Genomic DNA, 18469 nt, shown 5'->3' with positions numbered 1-18469 from the left:
GCGTGGTCATGAAAGATTCCTTTCCGAAGAGTGAGCGAAACGCAAGGCGCAGCGCGCGGCGGCCAGATCCCAGGCCGCGCAGCCGACGGACTTGAAGACGGCCGCGCCTTCGGGCGGCCCGGCGGCCAGCAGGCCGGCCAGGGACCGCACCCGCAGCCAGTCCACGCCCGCCTGCAGGTAGTCGCCCGCCTCGTGCCGCGCGCCCTCGGGATCATCCACGAACAGATGGCTGTCCGCCAGGGTGCGCGCGCCGATCTCGGCCAGGTCGGGGCGGTAGGCTCCCACGCCGATCACCAGCCGGCCGGCGCGCGCGGGCCGGTCGTAGACCGGCACGGCGCTGGTCGTCGCCGTGATCACCAGGTCGGCGGCCGGATCGACCCCGCGCGCCGGCCGGACCCGGTCCGTCCCGAAGGTGCGGGCGAAGGCCTCGGCCCGGCCGGGCGCATGGCCGATCACGTCCACCCGCGCGTCCGGATGCAGTTCGAGCAGGGCCTGGACGTGGCCCGCCGCCTGGACACCGGTGCCGAACACGGCCGCGTGGCGGGGGCCGCCGGGCAGCAGGCGGCTCGCGGCCAGCATCGACACCGCCGCCGTGCGCCGCGTCGTGACGGCCGGCCCGTCCAGCAGCAGGCGCAGCCGGCCGGTTTCGCCGTCATGGACCGACACCAGGCCGTTGATCGTCGGCAGGCCATGCGCGCGGTTGCCCGGCGCGACGTTGACCAGCTTGTGGATGCCGACGTCGGCCGCCGTGGCCGGCATGGACAGCATCACCGCGCCGCCGGGAAACGGCACGGCCTGCCGCGCCGGCGCGCACAGGCGGCCCGCCGCCAGGTCCTCCGCCGCCCGGGCGATTTCCCGCATCAGGTCCGGCAAGGGCAGCAGGGCACGCGTCCCGGCCGCGTCGTGCAGGGCGCGTCCCGTCTCATTCATCGCGATTCTCCTCGTTCCCGGGCGTCCCGGCCCCGCTGCCGATCCCCGGCGCGGCCACGCCGGACGGCGCCATGCTGAGCCACAGCACCTCGGCATCCCGCGGGCCGGCGTTGACCAGCCGGTGCCGCATGCGGCTGTCGATGTAGAAACAGTCGCCGGCCCCCAGGATCACGGACCGATAGTATTCCGTATGCAGCTCGACCGCACCTTCCAGCACATAGACGAATTCCTCGCCCTCGTGCCGGCTCCAGCCCTCGTCCGCCGCCAGGTCGCGCGCCTTGATGGTGCTGCGGAACGGCATCATGCGCTTGTGCGAAAGCTGCGAGCACAGCAGCCGGTGCCGGTACATCGGCGTCTCGTGGATCTCGCCCTCGCCCGCCCGCTCGATGCTGCGCCGGCCCGCGCCCATGTGTTCCCGCGCGGGAACGAACAGTTCGGCCACGTCCACGCCCAGGCCATGGGCCAGGCGCAGCAGCACGTCGTACGTCGGGGACATCAGGCCGTTCTCGATCTTCGACCAGGCGGACGCCGACACCCCGCTGGCGTCCCCCGCCTGCCCCTGGGTCCAGCCGCGCCGCAGGCGCAGCGATTTCAGGCGCTCGGCCAACGCCGACTGGCGTTCCTTGACTGCGTCGATGCTCAATTTTCCATCCCTTCCGATGCGGCGCCCGGCCCGGTCCGGCTCCACTCTATACCACGTTCTTCTCGACGATCGGCCGGCCTTCCAGGATGCGCCGCCAGCCCAGGCGGCCGAGGTCCAGGGTGCGATAGCCGCCGTGCGCGATCAGCTCGGCCAGCGCCCGGCCGACGGCCGGCGCCTGCTGCATGCCGTGGCCGCTGAAGCCGTTGGCGAAATACAGGTTGTCCAGGTCGGGATGCGGGCCCAGGATCACATTCTGGTCGACCAGGTTCATATCGTAGTGCCCCGCCCAGCTGCGCACGCAGCGCAGGGCCTCGAACGCCGGCACGCGCCGCGCCAGCAGGGGCCAGAGCACGTCCTCGAACAGGGCGTGCTGCACGTCGAAGTCGAAGCATTCGGGGTCCTGGTCCGGCGGCGGCGCGATGCCGGCGATGAACCCCTGCCCCTCGGGGCGGAAGTAGGCGCCGCTGGGATCGATCACCATCGGGCATCCCGGCAGGCGCTCGGGGCATTGCACGTAGAAGACGCTGCGCTTGCGGGCCTGCACCGGCAGCTCGATGCCCGCCAGGCGCGCCAGGGCCGGCGCGCCGACGCCAGCGGCATTGACCAGGGCGCCGCATGCCAGCGCCTGGCCGTCGTCCAGGCGCACCGCCGTGACGCGCGCGCCGGCGCGCTCGATGCCCGTCACCCGGCGCGGCAGGTACGTGGCGCCCTGGGCGATGGCCTTGCGCCGCAGCCCCTGGAGCATGCCATAGGCGTCCAGCCAGCCTTCGCCGCTCAGGCCCAGCGTCCCGCCCGCCAGGTCGTCCACGCGCAGCCAGGGAAACCGCGCCCGCAGGGCGGCGGCATCCAGCAGGGCGACGTCCGCCCCCTCACGCCGCTGCAGGGCGTGATTGTCGCGCAGCACGGGCAGGCCGGCGGGCGTGGCCAGGAACAGGTAGCCGCCCTCGTGGAACGCCGGATCGGGCCGCACGCCGTCCACGGCCAGGGCGTCGCCGAAGGCGCGCAGGAACTCCGTGCCGAAGCGCGACATGCGGATGTTTTCTTCGGTGGAGAACTGGTGGCGGATGGAGGCGGCCGACAGGGCGGTGGCGCAGCGCTGGTAGGTGGGATCGGGCTCGACCACGGCGACCGAGCCCCCGAAGCCGGGGTCCGCCGTCAGGAAATAGGCGGCGGCGCTGCCGACGGCGGCGCCCCCGGCGATCACGACATCGAACTGCGTCTGCGGCATCCTGCGGCGCTCCAATACCAGGCCGGCCCCACCAGGGGTCAGCCCCACCAGGCCGACCCTCTAACCGGCCCCCTATTCTGGAGACAATCCCGCCCCATTTCCCTAGGCATTTTCCCTAGACGCAAAAAATTTCCCATCGGAAACATGCGTGATATGCTGGCCCGGGAAACCCCTGAACGGTCAGGGATTTCACAGACATCGATCCCGGCGCGCCGTCCGGACGGCGCGCCCTGCCCGGAGCCCTCCCGCATGGCCACCTTCACGGATACCCACCAGGATCTTCTGCACGCTTTCGGCCTGGACGCCGACACGCTCCACACCGGCGGCCTGCCGGTCCGTTCCCCCATCGACGGCGCCCGCCTGGCGGACCTGCGCCCGCATGGCGCGGACGACGCCCGGCGCATGATCGCCCGGGCCCACGAGGCCTTCCTCGCCTGGCGCCAGGTGCCGGCGCCCCGGCGCGGCGAACTCGTGCGCCTGCTGGGCGAGGAACTGCGCGCCCACAAGCAGGCGCTGGGCCGCCTGGTGTCCCTGGAAGCCGGCAAGATCGTCGCCGAGGGCGAGGGCGAGGTCCAGGAAATGATCGACATCTGCGACTTCGCCGTCGGCCTGTCGCGGCAGCTGCACGGCCTGACCATCGCGTCCGAGCGGCCCGGCCACCGTATGATGGAGACCTGGCACCCGCTGGGTGTGGTGGGCGTGATTTCGGCCTTCAATTTCCCGGTGGCGGTCTGGTCCTGGAACGCCGCCCTGGCCCTGGTCTGCGGCGATCCGGTCGTCTGGAAGCCCTCGGAAAAGACGCCGCTCACGGCGCTCGCCTGCCAGGCCCTGTTCCGGCGCGCGCTGGCGCGCTTCGGCGATGCGCCCGAGGGCCTGCTGCACGTGCTGGTGGGCGCCCGCGAGCCGGGCGAGGCGCTGGTGGACGATCCCCGGGTGGCGCTGGTCTCGGCCACCGGATCCACGCGCATGGGCCGCGAGGTCGGGCCGCGCGTGGCGCAACGCTTCGGCCGCTGCCTGCTGGAACTGGGCGGCAACAACGCCCTCATCGTGGCCCCCTCGGCCGACCTGGACATGGCCGCGCGCGGCATCCTGTTCGGCGCCATCGGCACGGCCGGCCAGCGCTGCACCACCACGCGCCGCCTGATCGTCCACGAATCGGTCGCCGACGCCCTGCTGGCGCGGCTGAAAGCCGCCTACGCCAGCGCCACGGTGGGCGATCCGCTGGACCCGGGCACCCTGGTGGGCCCGCTGATCGACCGGGCCGCCTACGAGGCCATGCAGGCGGCGCTGGAACAGGCCCGCGCCCAGGGCGGCACGGTCACGGGCGGCGAACGCCTGCTGGCCGAACGCTACCCGGACGCCTGGTACGTCCGCCCCGCCCTGGCCGAGATGCCCGGCCAGACCGACGTGGTGCGCAGCGAGACCTTCGCCCCGATCCTGTACGTCCTGCGCTACCGCGACTTCGACGAGGCCCTGGCGCTGCACAACGACGTCCCGCAGGGCCTGTCCTCGGCGATCTTCACCACGGACCTGCGCGAGGCCGGGACCTTCCTCGGCGCCACGGGGTCGGACTGCGGCATCGCCAACGTCAACATCGGCACCTCGGGCGCCGAGATCGGCGGGGCCTTCGGCGGCGAGAAGGAAACCGGCGGCGGGCGCGAGTCCGGGTCCGACGCCTGGAAGGCCTACATGCGCCGCGCCACCAACACCGTCAACTATTCCCGAGACCTGCCCCTGGCGCAGGGCATCCGATTTGGATGAGTCAGGACATAGGTCAGTCCCTGCGGACTGACCTATGCCTGACGAATCGGAGCGGCCTGCAGGCCGCGACGTGGAAGACCCCCGCCTACCGCAGCAGGCGGGCGAGATCGACCGCCGTCCGGACGCCCATCTTCTCCAGGACGTGCGCGCGGTGCACCTCCACGGTGCGCATGCTGATGCCGAGGATGTCCGCGATCACCTTGTTCATCTTGCCCTCCAGGATCAGGTCCAGCACCTCGCGCTCGCGCGCCGACAGCGCGGCCAGGCGCCGGTCCACCTGGGCGCGGTCGCCCGCCTCGCGCGAGGCCTGCAGGGCCTCCTGCACGCGGTCCATCAGCTTGTTGTCGTTGAAGGGCTTCTCGAAGAAGTCGAAGGCGCCGCGCTTCAGACTGTCGACGGCCATCGGCACGTCGCCATGGCCGGTCAGGAAGATGACCGGCACGCGCCGGGTGTAGCCGCGCTCGGCGAGCGTGTCGAACAGCAGCGTGCCGCTCATGTCGGGCATGCGCACGTCCAGCAGCAGGCAGTCGCCGGCCGGATCGAACGGATCGTCCGCCTCCAGCGCGCGCAGGAAGGCGTCGGCGCTGCCGTAGCTCGCCGCGGGAATGGCGCGCGAGTACGCCAGCCAGCTCAGGGAGTCTCGGATGACTTCTTCGTCATCGACGATGTGCAGCATGGGTGTCCCTCGGGAAGTCCGCTTGGCGCCGGCCGGCCGGCCGCCTCCGCGGTTTCTTGTCATGAAAACATGGAAACATGGAAAGAAGGCCGCCGGCCGCTCCTGCGGCCGCCGACGGGTCTATTTTTCACCGGGAAGGGGTGTTTGCGCCAGCCCGCGTCCCGGCGCGCCGCCCGCCGGACGCCGGCACGGCCCGAAAACGCTCCGGCAGGCGATCCGGGACGCGGCCCCTCAGGCGGCCCCGCCCGCGTCCCGCACCGGCAGCGAGAAATGGAACACCGTGCCTCCCCCCGGATTGTCGCGATAGGCCAGCGTGCCGCCATGGAATTCGATCGTGGTGCGGCAGATCTTCAGGCCCATGCCCATCCCGTCGGCCTTGGTCGAGAAGAAGGGCGAGAACAGCCGCTCGCCAACCTCGGGCGCGATGCCGTGCCCCCGGTCGGCGACGCTGACGGCCACGCTGCCGCGGGCCTGCGGATCGACGCCCGCGCCGATGCGCAGCAGGCGGCGCGCCGGCTCCACGTCGCGCATGGCCTCGATGGCGTTGCGCGTGAGATTGAGCAGGACCTGTTCCAGCATGGCCGGATCGGCCAGCACCTGCGGCAGGCCGGGCTCGATCTCGGTCTGGATGGCGACGAAGTGCTGGCGGGCCTGCAGTTCGGCCAGCTGGATCACGTCCGCGATCAGCGCGGCCAGGTCGACCGGCTCGCGCTTGGGCTCGCGCCGCTTGACGAAGGTGTGGACGCTGCGGATGATGTGGCCGGCGCGCTGGATCTGCGCATGGGCCTTCTCCAGCGCCGTCCTGATCGGGCCGACTTCCTCCAGCCCGGCCAGCCGCGCATGGCTTTCCAGCAGATTGAGCGCGCCGGTGGTGTAGCTGGAAATCGCCGCGAGGGGCTGGTTCAGCTCGTGCGCCAGGGTCGAGGCGATTTCTCCCATGGTCGCCAGCCGCGCGCTGGCCTGCAGCTTCTCCTGCTGGCGGCGGTTCAGTTCCTCGAAGCGCCTGCGGTCGGAAATGTCCAGGATCGATCCCATCCAGCCCGTCTGCCGGCCGCTTTCGTCCAGCAGCGGCGATTCGTAGACCAGCACCGGGATGCGCTCGCCGTCGCTGCGCTGGAAGATCGTCTCGAATCCCTGCGAATTCCCGACCCCGGCCTTGCGCTCGGCCAGGCGGTGCTCGTATTCGTTCATCACTTCCGGCGCCCAGTACGGCATCGGCGGCATGCGTCCGACCAGTTCCTCGGCCGGCATCCCGACCATGCGGCAGAAGGCCGGGTTCACGTAGGTCATGCGGCCTTCCAGGTCGCGCGCGCGCAGGCCCGTGACCAGGGAATCCTCCATCGCCGCGCGGAAGGCCGCCTGCGCCCGCAGCGCGTCCTCGGCGGCCATGCGGCGGTTGATGTCGCGCCACAGCGCCGCCAGGCTCCAGATCAGGCCGAGCGAGAGCGCGATCACGGAACCCACCAGCAGATTGGGCAGCAGGTGCGGCGCGCTCTTGACGCTGTTGCTGCGCAGCGTGATGTCGGCGTAGGGCAGGTGCAGGTCGCGCGAATGCGTGTAGACGCCGCGCCCGGGCCCGCCGGCCGCGCGCAGCCCGAGCACGTTCTCGTGGCGGTCGATGAGCAGGATCTCGTTGTCCTGGGCGAACCACCAGGGCACCATCTGCTCCAGGATGCCGGCCACCGAATAGGTGGCCACCAGGCTGCCCAGGTAGCGGTCCCCCTGGAACAGCGGCACGTAGTAGTCCATCAGGACCGGCCGCTCCAGGCCGGGCGGCGGCGCGGGCTGGCCGTACTGCGGCGTGCGCGTGCCGCGCGCGCGTTCCAGGCCGGAGGGCGAAGGCGGCGGCAGCAGGGCGCCCGCGCCGCGGCCGCCGTCGCTGGCGACCTCGATGCGCCCGTCGGCGTCCAGCCGGGCGATGCGCATCAGTTCCGGATGGCTGCGGCCGAGGAAGTCCATGCGCGCGCGCAGGCGCTCGTCCGGCAGGCCGCCGGCCGCGATCTCGTTGGCCATGAGGCGCAGGTTGTCCTCGTTGCGGCCGAGCTGGAAACGGATCGTCTGTTCCAGCCAGAGCGTATCGGCGATCAGCTGCTCCTGGCGCTCGTCGGCCTCCATCTGGCGCGCCCGGCCCGGCAGCCACAGCAGGGACGCCAGGATCAGCAGCACGAACAGCATGGGCACCAGCCACAGCAGCACGCCGCGGCGGGTGAACGAGAGGCGGGTCGGACGGGCGTTCATGCGGGATGATCGGCGAGGATGTCCTGGGGGGCCGATTCGCGCGCGTCCCGCGGCGCGCGAGGCGGCCGGGACGAACCGGAATCCCAGTGTAGCCGAGGCGGCGCGGCGGCCGCGCCGCGCCGGCATTGTGGTTATCCACAGTTGATGCCCGCCCCGCGGCTGCAGACAATGGCTCGCGCACGGCGGTGGCGCGGATCCCACGCGGATTCCCCGCGCGCCTCCGCCCTCTTCTTCCGGATCGTCCCATGAAGCCGTTCTTCCTCCTGCTGGCCTGCGTCCTCACCTGGGCGTCCTTCCCCGCGCGCGCCCAGGAGCCGATCCTCATCCGGTTCAGCCACGTGGTGGCGCCGGACACGCCCAAGGGCAAGGCGGCGGAGCGGTTCAAGGAACTGGCCGAGCAGGCGACCGAGGGGCGGGTGCGCGTGCTCGTCCACCCGAACAGCGAGCTCTACCAGGACCGCGAGGAGCTGGAGGCGCTGCAGCTGGGCGCCGTGCAGATGCTGGCGCCCTCGCTGTCCAAGTTCAGTCCGCTGGGCGTGCGCGAATTCGAGGTGTTCGACCTGCCCTTCTTCTTTCCCGACAAGGACGCGCTGCACCGGGTCACCGAGGGGCCGGTCGGCAGGGAGCTGCTGCGCCGCCTGCAGCCCAAGGGGCTGATCGGCCTGGCCTTCTGGGACAACGGCTTCAAGGTCATGTCGGCGAACCGGCCCCTGCGCCTGCCGGCCGACTTCCAGGGCCTGCGCATGCGCATCCAGCCCTCGCGGGTGCTCGACGCGCAGATGCGGGCGCTCGGCGCCAGCCCCATGATCCTGCGGTTCGGCGAGGTCTACCACGCGCTGCGCTCGGGCGTGGTGGACGGCACCGAGAACCCGCCGTCCAATTTCTACACCCAGAGCATGCAGGACGTGCAATCCCACCTGACGGTGTCCCGCCACGGCTATCTCGGCTATGCGGTGGTGGTCAACCGGAAATTCTGGGAAGGCCTGCCTCCGGGGATCCGCTCGGCGCTGGAGGAAGCCATGCGCGAGGCCACGCGCTACGCCAACACGATCGCGCAGCAGGAAAACGACCGGGCGCTGCAGGCGGTGCGCGCATCCGGCAAGACCGAGATCCACATGCTGAGCGACGAGGAGCGCCGCCAGTGGCGTGACGCGCTGGCCGCGACGACCGCCGAAATGGAGGCGCGCATCGGCAAGGACCTGGTCGAGGAGATCCGCCGCGAGATCGGCCGCTGAGCCGGAGGCGATTGCGGATGTCCACAATTGCCCCGCCGGCGGCGGCCTGGGCATAATCGCCCCGGAGGCTCGCCCCGCAGAGCGCGGCCGCGATGGGTTCCAACGCAGTTCCCACACGAATCATTCCGGAGAGGAGTCAAGCACATGAAGATCAAGTCCATCGGTTTGCTCGCAGGCCTCGCGCTGGTCGCGAGTTCCGGCGCCTTCGCCCAGAAGTACCCCGACAAGACGATCACGATGATCGTCCCCTTCTCTGCGGGCGGGCCCACCGACACGGTCGCGCGGCTGATCGCCCAGTCCATGTCCAACGACCTCGGCCAGCAGATCATCGTCGAGAACGTGGGCGGGGCCGGCGGCACCATCGGCGCGGCGCGCGTCGCCAAGGCCGAGCCGGACGGCTACACCGTGCTGCTGCACCACATCGGCATGTCCACCGCGCCCAGCCTGTACCGCAAGCTGAGCTTCAATCCGCTCACCGACTTCGAGCCCGTGGGCCTGGTCACCGACGTGCCGATGACCCTCATCGCGCGCAGCGACTTCCCGGCGCAGAACTTCGGCGAGCTGGTCTCCTACATCAAGACCAACAAGGACAAGGTCTCCTACGCCAACGCCGGCCTGGGCGCCGCCTCGCACCTGTGCGGGATGCTGTTCATGAGCGCGCTGGACACCAACATGACCACCGTCCCGTACAAGGGCACCGGTCCCGCCATGAACGACATGCTGGGCGGCCAGGTGGACGTGATGTGCGACCAGACCACCAACACCACCAGCCAGATCAAGGCGGGCAAGGTCAAGGTCTACGCGGTCACCACCCCGACCCGCGTGCCGTCGCTGCCGGACGTGCCCACCACCAAGGAAGCCGGCCTGCCGAACTTCGAGGTCGCCGTCTGGCACGGCGTGTACGCGCCCAAGGGCACCCCGAAGGACGCGGTCGCGCGCCTGTCCAAGTCCCTGCAGGTCGCGCTCGCGGACCCGAACGTGGTGAAGCGCTTCGCCGAACTGGGCACCGAGCCCGTCGCCCAGGACCGCGCCACGCCCGAGGCGCTCGGCTCCCACCTGAAGGCCGAGATCGACAAGTGGGCGCCCGTCATCAAGGCCGCGGGCACGTTCGCCGACTGACGCGCCAGCCCCCGCCCCAGGGGCGGGCCGCCGGACGCGCCGCCGCGCGCCGGGCGGCCCGCCGCTCCCCTTCCGTCCGCAACGGCCCGGCTCCGCGGCGCCGGCCGTGCGCAAGGAGTTCATCGTGTTCCAATTCATCCGCCACCCCAAGGATTTCTGGTCCGGGGTCATGTTCATGTTCTTCGGCCTGGCGGCCGTGGTGATCGGACAGGACTACCCGATGGGCACGGCCGGCCGCATGGGCCCCGCCTACTTCCCCATCGTCCTGGGCGGACTGCTGTCCCTGATCGGCCTGGCCACCACCCTGCGCGCCCTCTGGCTGCGCGGCGAGGCGATCCAGCGCTTCTCCGTCCGCGACCTGGCCCTGATCCTGTTCGCGGTCTTCCTGTTCGGCCTGCTGGTGCGCAACGCGGGCATCGTGGCCGCCGTGGCCGCCCTGGTCATGGTCAGCGCCTACGCCAGCGACAAATTCCACTTCAGGGCCTCGCTCATCCTCTCGGTCGGGGCCATCTTGTTCTGCGTCCTGGTGTTCGTGAAAGCCCTGGGCCTGCCGCTGCCCGTGTTCGGCCCCTGGCTCGCCTGGCTCGGCCGGTAAGGAGAGACATCCATGGAACTGCTCGGCAATCTCGCCCTCGGCCTGGACGCCACCCTCACGGCCGCCAACCTCTTCTACTGCCTGGCCGGCGTCTTCCTCGGCACCGCGGTGGGCGTGCTGCCCGGCCTGGGGCCCATCGCCACCATCGCCATGCTGCTGCCGGCGACGTTCTCGCTGCCGCCGATCACCTCGCTGATCATGCTCGCGGGGATCTACTACGGCGCCTCCTACGGCGGCTCGACCACCGCCATCCTGGTGAACCTGCCGGGCGAGTCGTCCTCCGTGGTGACGGCCATCGACGGCTACCAGATGGCGCGCAAGGGGCAGGCCGGCAAGGCGCTGGCCATCGCCGCCATCGGTTCGTTCTTCGCCGGCACCGTGGCCACGCTGGTGCTGGCCATGTTCGCGCCGCCGCTGGCCGAATTGGCGCTGAAGTTCGGCCCCGCCGAATACTTCTCGCTGATGACGCTGGGCCTGGTGGCCGCCGTCGTGCTGGCGCGCGGCTCGCTGCTCAAGGCGATCGGCATGACGGTGCTGGGCCTGCTGCTGGGCCTGATCGGCACCGACGTGAATTCCGGCATGGCGCGCTATACGTTCGACCTGCCCGAACTCGCCGACGGGATCGATTTCGTCATCGTCGCCATGGGCATCTACGGCCTGGGCGAGATCATCCTCAACCTGGAAAACAAGGAAGCCCGCTCGCTGGTGATGAAGAAGGTGACCGGCCTGATGCCTTCCCTGGCCGACCTGAAGCGCTCGGTCGCCCCGATCCTGCGCGGCACCGGCATCGGCTGCGTCCTCGGCATCCTGCCGGGCGGCGGCACGATGCTGTCCTCCTTCGCCGCCTACTCGATCGAGAAGAAGCTGTCGAAGAACTCCGCCGAATTCGGCAGCGGGGCGATCGAGGGCGTGGCCGCGCCCGAATCGGCCAACAACGCCGGCGCCCAGACCTCGTTCATCCCGATGCTGACGCTGGGCATCCCGTCCAACCCCGTGATGGCGCTGATGATCGGCGCGCTGATCATCCAGGGCATCCAGCCCGGCCCGGCCGTGATGACCGAGCAGCCGGCGCTGTTCTGGGGCATCATCGTCTCGATGTGGATCGGCAACCTGTTCCTGATCGTGCTCAACCTGCCGATGATCGGCCTGTGGGCGCGCATGATCCTGGTGCCCTACCAGTACCTGTATCCGCTCATCCTGATGTTCTGCGCCATCGGCGTGTTCAGCCTGAAGAACAGCACCTTCGACATCTACCTGATGGGGCTGTTCGGCCTGTTCGGCTACCTCTGCGCCAAGCTCGAATGCGAGCCCGCGCCGCTGCTGCTGGGCTACATCCTCGGGCCGATGATGGAGGAATACCTGCGCCGCGCGCTGCTGCTGTCGCGCAGCGACCCGATGGTCTTCATCGAACGCCCCATCAGCGCGACCATGCTCGGGCTTTCCGCCATCGCCCTGCTCGTGGTCCTGAGCCCGGCGCTGCGCAGGAAGCGCGAGGACGTATTCGTGGAATGACCCTCCGGGCGGGCGCCCGCGCGGGGCGCCCGCCCCCGCCTCACTGCCAGCCCCAGCGGCGGACGTAGAAGCCCTTCATCGCCTGCACCAGGCCCATGTAGCCCAGCAGGATCAGGGGCAGCAGCGCGAAATACAGCGGCGGCAGGGCTTGCAGCCGCAGTTCCGGCGCGAGCGGTCCCATCGGCAGGAACACGCCCGCCGCCATGATGGCCGCCGTCATCGCCAGCAGCGGCCAGGCCGCCCGGCTCTGCACGAAAGGCACCTTGGGCGTGCGGATCATGTGCACGATCAGGGTCTGGGTCAGCAGGCCGACCACGAACCAGCCCGACTGGAACAAGGTCTGCCGCGCCGGCGTGTCCGCGCCGAACACGAACCACATCATGGCGAAGGTCAGGATGTCGAACACCGAGCTGATCGGACCGAAGAACAGCATGAAGCGGCCGATCTCGCCGGGCTGCCAGCGCTGCGGGCGGCGCAATTGCTCCTCGTCCACGCGGTCGAAGGGGATGGCCGACTGGGACACGTCGTACAGCAGGTTCTGCACCAGCAGGTGGATCGGCAGCATCGGCAGGAAGGGAATGAAGGCGCTTGCGACCAGCACCGAGAAGACGTTGCCGAAGTTCGAGCTGGCCGTCATCTTGATGTATTTCAGCATGTTGGCGAAGGTGCGGCGGCCCTCGACCACACCCTCCTCCAGGACCATCAGGCTCTTTTCCAGCAGGATGATGTCGGCCGCCTCGCGGGCGATGTCCACGGCCGTGTCCACCGAGATCCCGACGTCGGCCGCGCGCAGCGCGGGCGCGTCGTTGATGCCGTCGCCCAGGAAGCCGACGACGTGGCCGTTGGCCTTCAGCCGCCGCACGATGCGCTCCTTGTGCATGGGCGTGAGCTGGGCGAACACGTCGTGCGACTCCACGGCCCGCGCCAGCGCGGCGTCGTCCATGGCCTCCACGTCCCCGCCCAGCAGCACGCCGCGCGGGGCCAGGCCCACGTCGCTGCAGACCTTGGCCGCGACCCGCTCGTTGTCGCCGGTCAGCACCTTGACCGGCACGCCGTGCGCGGCCAGGGCCGCCAGGGCCTGGGGCACGGACTCCTTCGGCGGATCCAGGAAGGCGACGGTGCCCGCCAGCACCAGCCCTTGCTCGTCGGCCACGCCATAGGCTTCGCGCGCGGGCTCCGGCATCCGGTACGCCACCGCGACCACCAGCAGGCCTTCGTCGTTCAGCGCCGAGGCCACCGCCCGCACCCGTTCCAGCCGTTCGGGCGTCAGCGGCGTTTCCACCCCGTCGTGCAGCACCCGGTCGCAGGCCTTCAGGATCCCTTCCACGGCGCCCTTGGAGATCAGCAGGTGCCGGCCATCGGCGCCGGCCACCACCACCGACATGCGGCGGCGCTCGAAGTCGAAGGGAATCTCGTCGATCTTGCGGTACGACGCGGCCTGGCCGGGCGGCGCGCCGGTCTCCACCCGTTCCAGGACGGCCTCGTCCAGCGGATTCCTGAGCCCGGTCTGGTGGCGGCTGTTGAGCCAGGCCAGTTCCAGCACCCGGTCCGAGGCGGCGCCCCAGGCGTCCTCGTGCCGCGCCAGGACGATCCGGTCCTCGGTGAGCGTGCCCGTCTTGTCGGTGCACAGCACGTCCATGGCGCCGAGGTTCTGGATCGCGTCCAGGCGCTTGACCACGACCTTGCGGCGCGACAGCGCGACCGCCCCCTTGGCCAGGGTGGAGGTGGCGATCATGGGCAGCATCTCGGGCGTCAGCCCCACCGCGATGGACAGCGCGAACAGCAGGGCCTCGCCCCAGTCGCCCTTGGTGTAGCCGTTGATGAGCAGCACCAGCGGCGCCATCACCAGCATGAAGCGGATCAGCAGCCAGCTCACCTGGTTCACGCCCATCTGGAACGAGGTCGGCCCGCGGTCCACGGCCTGCACGCGGCCGGCCAGGGCGCCGAAGTACGTCCGGTCGCCGGTGGCGAGCACCACGGCCGTCGCCGAGCCGGACACCACGTTCGTGCCCATGAAGAGGATGTCGTCCAGTTCCAGGGGGTTGCGGGTCGACGCGCCGGCCTGTTCAGCGAACTTTTCCACCGGCAGGGATTCGCCCGTCATCGCGGCCTGCGCCACGAACAGGTCCTTGGCCGACAGCACCCGGCAATCGGCCGGGATCATGTCCCCCGCCGCCAGCCGCACGATGTCGCCCGGCACCAGCATCCGGACCGGCATTTCGACGTCGCGCCCCGGGTCCACCGCCAGCCGCACGCCGAAATAGGTCTCGGCATGGGGCGCGGCATCGGCCGAGGCCGGGCGCCGCGCGACGGTCGCGGTGTTGCCCACCAGCGCCTTCAGCGCATCGGCCGCCCGGCTGGAGCGGGCTTCCTGCCAGAAGCGCAGCAGCGTGGAAAACACCACCATCGTGCCGATCACGGTCACGGCCTCCAGGTCTCCGGTCCACCAGGAGATCGCGGCCAGCAGGGTCAGCAGCAGGTTGAAGGGATTGCGGTAGCAGTGCCACAGGTGCCGCCACCACGGCAGCGGCTTCTCGTGGCCGACCTCGTTGAAGCCGGTCCGCGCGCGGATCGCCTCGGCCTGCCGTTCGGTCAGGCCGTCGGCATGGCTGCCGAGCCGGGCGAGCAGCGCGTCGCGGTCGTCCAGGGCCGCTTCGGCAAGGGTGCGGGACAGCGTGTCCGGCGCTTCGCGGCCGACACCCGTGCGGACGACGGTATCCAGCATGATCCGCCGGCCGAAATGCCGGGTCATGCGGCGGGCGCGCAGAAAGCCCGCGAAGAGGTTCTTCAGGATGGTGATGTGCATTCTTGTTCTCCTTGGGCTCTCCCGGACGCGTCACCGCGCCGCATGCGGCCGTGCGGGTCCGGGAAATTCCTTTGACGCCACCACCCCGGAAAAATCAGGACGGTGGCTTGCGAGGCTGAGGGTCGGGGTTCATGGCATTCAGGACGTAGGGTTCTGATTTCGGAAAAACATGCGGGACGACCGCACGCACGCCGGCGCCGCCCGGACGCGCGGCGCCCGGGCGCATTCCATGGAACGCGGCCATCCGGCCCGGGACACACCGAGGCGGACGGAAGCGCTTGCGGGAAGCGGCGATACGGATTCAGGGGGATGAACCGGAGGCCTGGAAGGGCCGTCCGGACTGCCGCCCTGCCCTGCGGGCAAGGCGGCGAGAAGACTCGCGGTTACCTTGCCTGCGGGAAGTCGACCAGGAATCGACAACTGGGTAAGTCCACAGGAGGAACTCCGGAAAGTGAAGACGGCGGAATTTTAATGCGGGCCGGGGCGCGCGGGCAAGGAAAACTCGGACAGGAAAACTCAGTCCGACCCATGCACGAACCGCTCGAACAGGTCGGGCGCCCCCATCTGCCCGCCCTTGAGCATCACCTCCATGCCGTCCAGGGCGGGCGCGTCGCTGTGCAGCCGGCACAGGGCGACGCCCGGCGCGATCCGCCGCAGGTAGGACAGTCCCCAGGCGTCCAGGGCCTGCATCGCCAGGCTGGAGCTGTCCCCGCCCGCCACGCCCAGGCGCGCCGGCGGCGTTTCGCGCAACACCGCGTCCAGCAGCCGGCCGCCGGCGCGAGCCAGCCGATGGCTCTGGACGCCGGCCGTGCGCATGCCCCGCGCATTGCCGATCCAGGCGAGCACATGATCGCCGTCCCGCAGATGGGCGGCCAGTCGGCGGGCGATCCGGTCGCGGTAGGCGGGATCCTCGTCCGCCAGCCGCCGCGGGTCCAGACGGACCCGGCGATAGGATCCGGCGGCCGCCACCTGCCGCGCCGTCATGGGCGACAGGCTGCCCGCCAGCAGCAGGACCGGTCCTTGCGCCGGCGACACGCCATCGGCCGCCGCGTCCGCGCCCGCGCTCCACTGGGTGCTCAAGGCCTCGATCACGCTGCTGGGCCCGACCGCCAGCACGGGCTCGCGGCCGGCCAGTCCGGCCAGCGCCGCGCCGATCGGCGCCAGATCCCCGACCTGCGCCACATCGAACAGGACGGCCGCCGCGCCGGCCGCGCGCAGTGCGCCCAGGCGCTCGATCACGGCGGACGCGCCCGCGGCGCAGGTCCGATAGTCCAGCGATGCCACGCCCTCCAGGCCCAGGCGGGAGAAATGGCGCCGCAGGTCGGCCTCGTCCATGGGCGTGACCGGATGGCGGCTCATGGCGGGATGGCGGTCGATCCGGTAGACCTCGCCGTCCGCGGCCGCGAACAGCTGGGCGTACAGGCAATAGCGCCCCAGGCTGGGCTGGCCGCCCACGACGAGCACGGGACCGGCCCCGGGCGCCGCCGATCGCAGCGCCTCCACGGCCACGGCGATGTTGCCCGCCTGCGGCGCGCTGTCGAACGTGGAGCAGACCTTGTAATGGATCACGCCCGGCGCCAGTTCGCGGAAGAACGCCGCGACGGGAAGCAGGGCCGCCCGCATCGCCTCGGGCGCCAGGGCCCGCGTCGCCCCGGCGATCCCCAGGCAGTCGAGGGGGCCCACGCGCCGCAGCTGCGCGGGAGTCGGCACGCCGAAGAACAGCAGGGCGCGCAGGCCCGCGCGCGCGGCCGTGGCCAGCGCGTCGGTGGCGCCCGTGAAATCGTCGCCGTAGAACGCCAGGCGCGGCGCGGCCGCGCTCATCGGGAGCCGAAGAACGCCAGCGCCCGGGCCAGTTCCGGCGCCTGGCGGGCCTGCTCGGCCAGCGGCACGCTGGCACGGACCGCCGCCCAGGCCTGGCGGATGCTGGCCACCCCCGCGGCGGGCCCGTCCGGATGGGCCAGGATGCCGCCGCCCGCCATGAACAGCAGGTCGTCGCGGCCGATCGCCTCCCAGGTGGCCGGCACGGTGCCGGCCCACTGGCCGGACGAGAATGCCGGCATCACCGTATCGTCGCGCGCCGATCCCCGCGCCAGCGGCGTGTAGCAGTCGCGCGCCGCCTCGACGACTTCCGCGTCCGACTGGGAAAACTTGCCCCGCAGGCCATGGACGTGCATGTGGTCCACCCCCGCCAGGCGCCACAGCGTCTGGTAGGCCTGGAAGCCGATGCCCAGCAGCGGATGGCGCGACAGGGCGCCGAAACCGTTGCGATGGCCGTGCAGGGCCAGCGGCGTATGGCGGCGCAGGCTCTGGATGGCGGAATAGCCGCAGGCGTTCAGGCTGGCCATGACGCAGGAGCCGCCTTCCCGTTCGACCAAGTCGGCATGGCGCCGCATCGCATCGGTTTCGTCGGTGATGTTGAACGCCACCATGACCCGCTTGCCGGTGCGCTCGGCATGCGCGCGCACCACCCGCATGACGGCGGGAATGCGCTCGGCCAGCGGCGCATGCGCCGGGTCGGCGCAGACTTCGTCGTCCTTGATGAAATCCACGCCCGCCGCGCACAGGCGCCCCACCAGTTCGGCGGTCTGCCCGGCCGAGAGGCCGACGTTGGGCTTGATGATGGTGCCCACCAGCGCGCCCTCGGGCACCCCCGCGGCGCGGCGCGTGCCGGCGATGCCGGCGCGCGGAAAGTCGAAGCCGGCCCGATAGGCCGCCGGCACGCGCAGAGTCTCCAGGCGCAGGCCCGTGACTTCGCCCAGATCGTACAGATTGCCCGCCACGGTGCTGGCGAGCGTCGGCAGGTTGGCGCCGATGTTGGCCGTCGGAAACGAGATCTCGATGCGCGCCCGGCGCCACGGCCCCTGCACCCCCCGGCGCTCCAGGAAGGCATTGGACAGGCTCGGCCGGTCCGCTTCGTCGAGCGGCCGGACCGATTCCACCGTGGCGCGCGCCCGCGCGCGCAATTCGTCGGTCTCCCCGGCCACGCGGGTGAAGGTGCCGCAGGACTGCTCGCCGGCCATGACCTCCGCCACGGCGGCGGGATCCAGGGGCGTCTCGATCACGTAGCCGGCCAGGATGCGGTCTTCATTACAGCTCATGCTGCCCCCTTGGCGCTACGCGCCTTCCCCCCGAGGGGGAATTCGCGCTTGGGGCGGCCCGGCGCGCTCATGCCACCCCCAGATCGGGAAACGGGCGCACCGGGTCGCGGCCGTCCCACCCTTCCGCCGCCTCGCGGATCGTCTGGAACAGGCGGCCTTTCGGGCCCGCGACCTCCGACAGCTCGATCACGGTCCCCGGGTGGTATTCCGTGTCGAAATAGACGAAGCGCCCGCGTTCGCCGACCTCGCCGCTCATCTTCGGCTGGAAGCCCTGCGCCAGGAGGCGTTCGAGGTCGGCGTCGTACTCTTCCGTCCAGTAGGCCACGTGCTGCAGGCCGATGCGTCCGGCGCGCAGGAAGTCGCGGTACATCGACGGCACGTCGTTGCGCGTCTGGATCAGCTCCACCTGGACGAAGCCGGAATTGGCCAGGGCCACGGAATTGTGCGGCTCGTAGGCCTCGCCGCCATAGCGGTAGTTGGCGATGGGCACGCGCGGGTTGTAGTACCAGGGGCCGACGCCCAGCGTCTTGCTCCAGTATTCCATGGCCGCCTCGATGTCGGGCACCACGTAGCCCAGCTGGCGGATCTGGCCGAAGAACCGGCTCATAGACATGCTCCCAGAAAAGGA

14 protein-coding genes are annotated in these 18469 nt (G+C 70.9%); 5 read left to right on the top strand and 9 right to left on the bottom strand.

Annotated features, from left to right (window positions below; all coding sequences use genetic code 11):
* Positions 1 to 6: 6 nt before the first annotated feature.
* The 3 genes from HNR28_RS09270 to HNR28_RS09260 are packed head-to-tail and all read right to left on the bottom strand — an operon-like array spanning position 7 to position 2801.
* Positions 7 to 930, bottom strand: coding sequence for a delta(1)-pyrroline-2-carboxylate reductase family protein (locus HNR28_RS09270; RefSeq protein ID WP_151024524.1), 924 nt, complete (start codon positions 928 to 930; stop codon positions 7 to 9).
* Positions 923 to 1573 (bottom strand): helix-turn-helix domain-containing protein, encoded by a 651-nt coding sequence (locus HNR28_RS09265; protein WP_221291649.1) that lies wholly within the window; start codon positions 1571 to 1573, stop codon positions 923 to 925. Before HNR28_RS09265 ends, HNR28_RS09270 begins: the two co-directional genes overlap by 8 nt.
* A gap of 46 nt (positions 1574 to 1619) precedes the next feature.
* Entirely contained in the window at positions 1620 to 2801 is a 1182-nt protein-coding gene (locus HNR28_RS09260) for an NAD(P)/FAD-dependent oxidoreductase (RefSeq protein ID WP_043684468.1), read from the bottom strand.
* A 249-nt stretch (positions 2802 to 3050) separates the two neighbouring features.
* Between HNR28_RS09260 and amaB the strand changes: the two genes are divergently transcribed.
* Positions 3051 to 4562 carry an L-piperidine-6-carboxylate dehydrogenase gene (gene amaB / locus HNR28_RS09255; RefSeq protein WP_043684471.1) on the top strand — a complete coding sequence of 504 codons (1512 nt, stop codon included), beginning with the start codon at positions 3051 to 3053 and terminating at the stop codon, positions 4560 to 4562.
* Positions 4563 to 4647: 85 nt separating this feature from the next.
* Here amaB and HNR28_RS09250 read toward each other — a convergent pair whose 3' ends face one another.
* Both HNR28_RS09250 and HNR28_RS09245 read right to left on the bottom strand, forming a co-directional pair.
* Complete coding sequence (locus tag HNR28_RS09250; protein ID WP_043684475.1) at positions 4648 to 5238, bottom strand: response regulator transcription factor; 591 nt, start codon at positions 5236 to 5238, stop codon at positions 4648 to 4650.
* A gap of 231 nt (positions 5239 to 5469) precedes the next feature.
* Positions 5470 to 7476 carry a PAS domain S-box protein gene (locus tag HNR28_RS09245; protein ID WP_151024525.1) on the bottom strand — a complete coding sequence of 669 codons (2007 nt, stop codon included), beginning with the start codon at positions 7474 to 7476 and terminating at the stop codon, positions 5470 to 5472.
* Between the two features lie 245 nt (positions 7477 to 7721).
* Here HNR28_RS09245 and HNR28_RS09240 point away from each other — a divergent pair, with 245 nt between their 5' ends.
* From HNR28_RS09240 to HNR28_RS09225, 4 genes are all read left to right on the top strand, one after another.
* A complete protein-coding gene (locus tag HNR28_RS09240) occupies positions 7722 to 8711 on the top strand; it encodes a TRAP transporter substrate-binding protein (RefSeq protein ID WP_151024526.1) in 990 nt (329 codons plus the stop codon).
* Positions 8712 to 8855: 144 nt separating this feature from the next.
* Complete coding sequence (locus tag HNR28_RS09235; protein WP_148304991.1) at positions 8856 to 9830, top strand: tripartite tricarboxylate transporter substrate binding protein BugD; 975 nt, start codon at positions 8856 to 8858, stop codon at positions 9828 to 9830.
* A 124-nt stretch (positions 9831 to 9954) separates the two neighbouring features.
* Complete coding sequence (locus HNR28_RS09230) at positions 9955 to 10425, top strand: tripartite tricarboxylate transporter TctB family protein (RefSeq protein ID WP_148304992.1); 471 nt, start codon at positions 9955 to 9957, stop codon at positions 10423 to 10425.
* 12 nt (positions 10426 to 10437) lie between these two features.
* Positions 10438 to 11937: a tripartite tricarboxylate transporter permease gene (locus HNR28_RS09225; RefSeq protein WP_043684486.1), complete on the top strand. Its 1500-nt coding sequence runs from the start codon at positions 10438 to 10440 to the stop codon at positions 11935 to 11937.
* 40 nt (positions 11938 to 11977) lie between these two features.
* Here the strand turns inward: HNR28_RS09225 and mgtA are convergent, their stop codons facing one another.
* From mgtA to HNR28_RS09205, 4 genes are all read right to left on the bottom strand, one after another.
* Positions 11978 to 14743 (bottom strand): magnesium-translocating P-type ATPase, encoded by a 2766-nt coding sequence (mgtA, locus tag HNR28_RS09220; protein WP_151024527.1) that lies wholly within the window; start codon positions 14741 to 14743, stop codon positions 11978 to 11980.
* 516 nt (positions 14744 to 15259) lie between these two features.
* On the bottom strand, positions 15260 to 16564 hold the full coding sequence (locus HNR28_RS09215; protein WP_151024528.1) for a four-carbon acid sugar kinase family protein: 1305 nt from the start codon (positions 16562 to 16564) through the stop codon (positions 15260 to 15262).
* Entirely contained in the window at positions 16561 to 17841 is a 1281-nt protein-coding gene (locus HNR28_RS09210; protein ID WP_151024529.1) for a ribulose-bisphosphate carboxylase large subunit family protein, read from the bottom strand. Before HNR28_RS09210 ends, HNR28_RS09215 begins: the two co-directional genes overlap by 4 nt.
* Before the next feature lie 67 nt (positions 17842 to 17908).
* Positions 17909 to 18448: a VOC family protein gene (locus HNR28_RS09205; protein ID WP_151024530.1), complete on the bottom strand. Its 540-nt coding sequence runs from the start codon at positions 18446 to 18448 to the stop codon at positions 17909 to 17911.
* Between the last annotated feature and the right edge of the window lie 21 nt (positions 18449 to 18469).

Source organism: Castellaniella defragrans, assembly GCF_014203015.1.
Classification (GTDB): domain Bacteria; phylum Pseudomonadota; class Gammaproteobacteria; order Burkholderiales; family Burkholderiaceae_B; genus Castellaniella; species Castellaniella defragrans.
Note: the sequence above shows the minus strand (reverse complement) of the source record. Positions and strands in the feature narration are given on the sequence as shown.

Excerpts from the sequence above, each read along its gene's own strand:
- HNR28_RS09225 (WP_043684486.1), top strand. The coding sequence starts at position 10,438 with ATGGAACTGCTCGGCAATCTCGCCCTCGGCCTGGACGCCACCCTCACG.
- HNR28_RS09235 (WP_148304991.1), top strand. The coding sequence starts at position 8,856 with ATGAAGATCAAGTCCATCGGTTTGCTCGCAGGCCTCGCGCTGGTCGCG.
- HNR28_RS09245 (WP_151024525.1), bottom strand. The coding sequence starts at position 7,476 with ATGAACGCCCGTCCGACCCGCCTCTCGTTCACCCGCCGCGGCGTGCTG.
- HNR28_RS09250 (WP_043684475.1), bottom strand. The coding sequence starts at position 5,238 with ATGCTGCACATCGTCGATGACGAAGAAGTCATCCGAGACTCCCTGAGC.
- HNR28_RS09205 (WP_151024530.1), bottom strand. The coding sequence starts at position 18,448 with ATGAGCCGGTTCTTCGGCCAGATCCGCCAGCTGGGCTACGTGGTGCCC.
- mgtA (WP_151024527.1), bottom strand. The coding sequence starts at position 14,743 with ATGCACATCACCATCCTGAAGAACCTCTTCGCGGGCTTTCTGCGCGCC.
- HNR28_RS09270 (WP_151024524.1), bottom strand. The coding sequence starts at position 930 with ATGAATGAGACGGGACGCGCCCTGCACGACGCGGCCGGGACGCGTGCC.
- HNR28_RS09240 (WP_151024526.1), top strand. The coding sequence starts at position 7,722 with ATGAAGCCGTTCTTCCTCCTGCTGGCCTGCGTCCTCACCTGGGCGTCC.
- amaB (WP_043684471.1), top strand. The coding sequence starts at position 3,051 with ATGGCCACCTTCACGGATACCCACCAGGATCTTCTGCACGCTTTCGGC.
- HNR28_RS09215 (WP_151024528.1), bottom strand. The coding sequence starts at position 16,564 with ATGAGCGCGGCCGCGCCGCGCCTGGCGTTCTACGGCGACGATTTCACG.
- HNR28_RS09210 (WP_151024529.1), bottom strand. The coding sequence starts at position 17,841 with ATGAGCTGTAATGAAGACCGCATCCTGGCCGGCTACGTGATCGAGACG.
- HNR28_RS09260 (WP_043684468.1), bottom strand. The coding sequence starts at position 2,801 with ATGCCGCAGACGCAGTTCGATGTCGTGATCGCCGGGGGCGCCGCCGTC.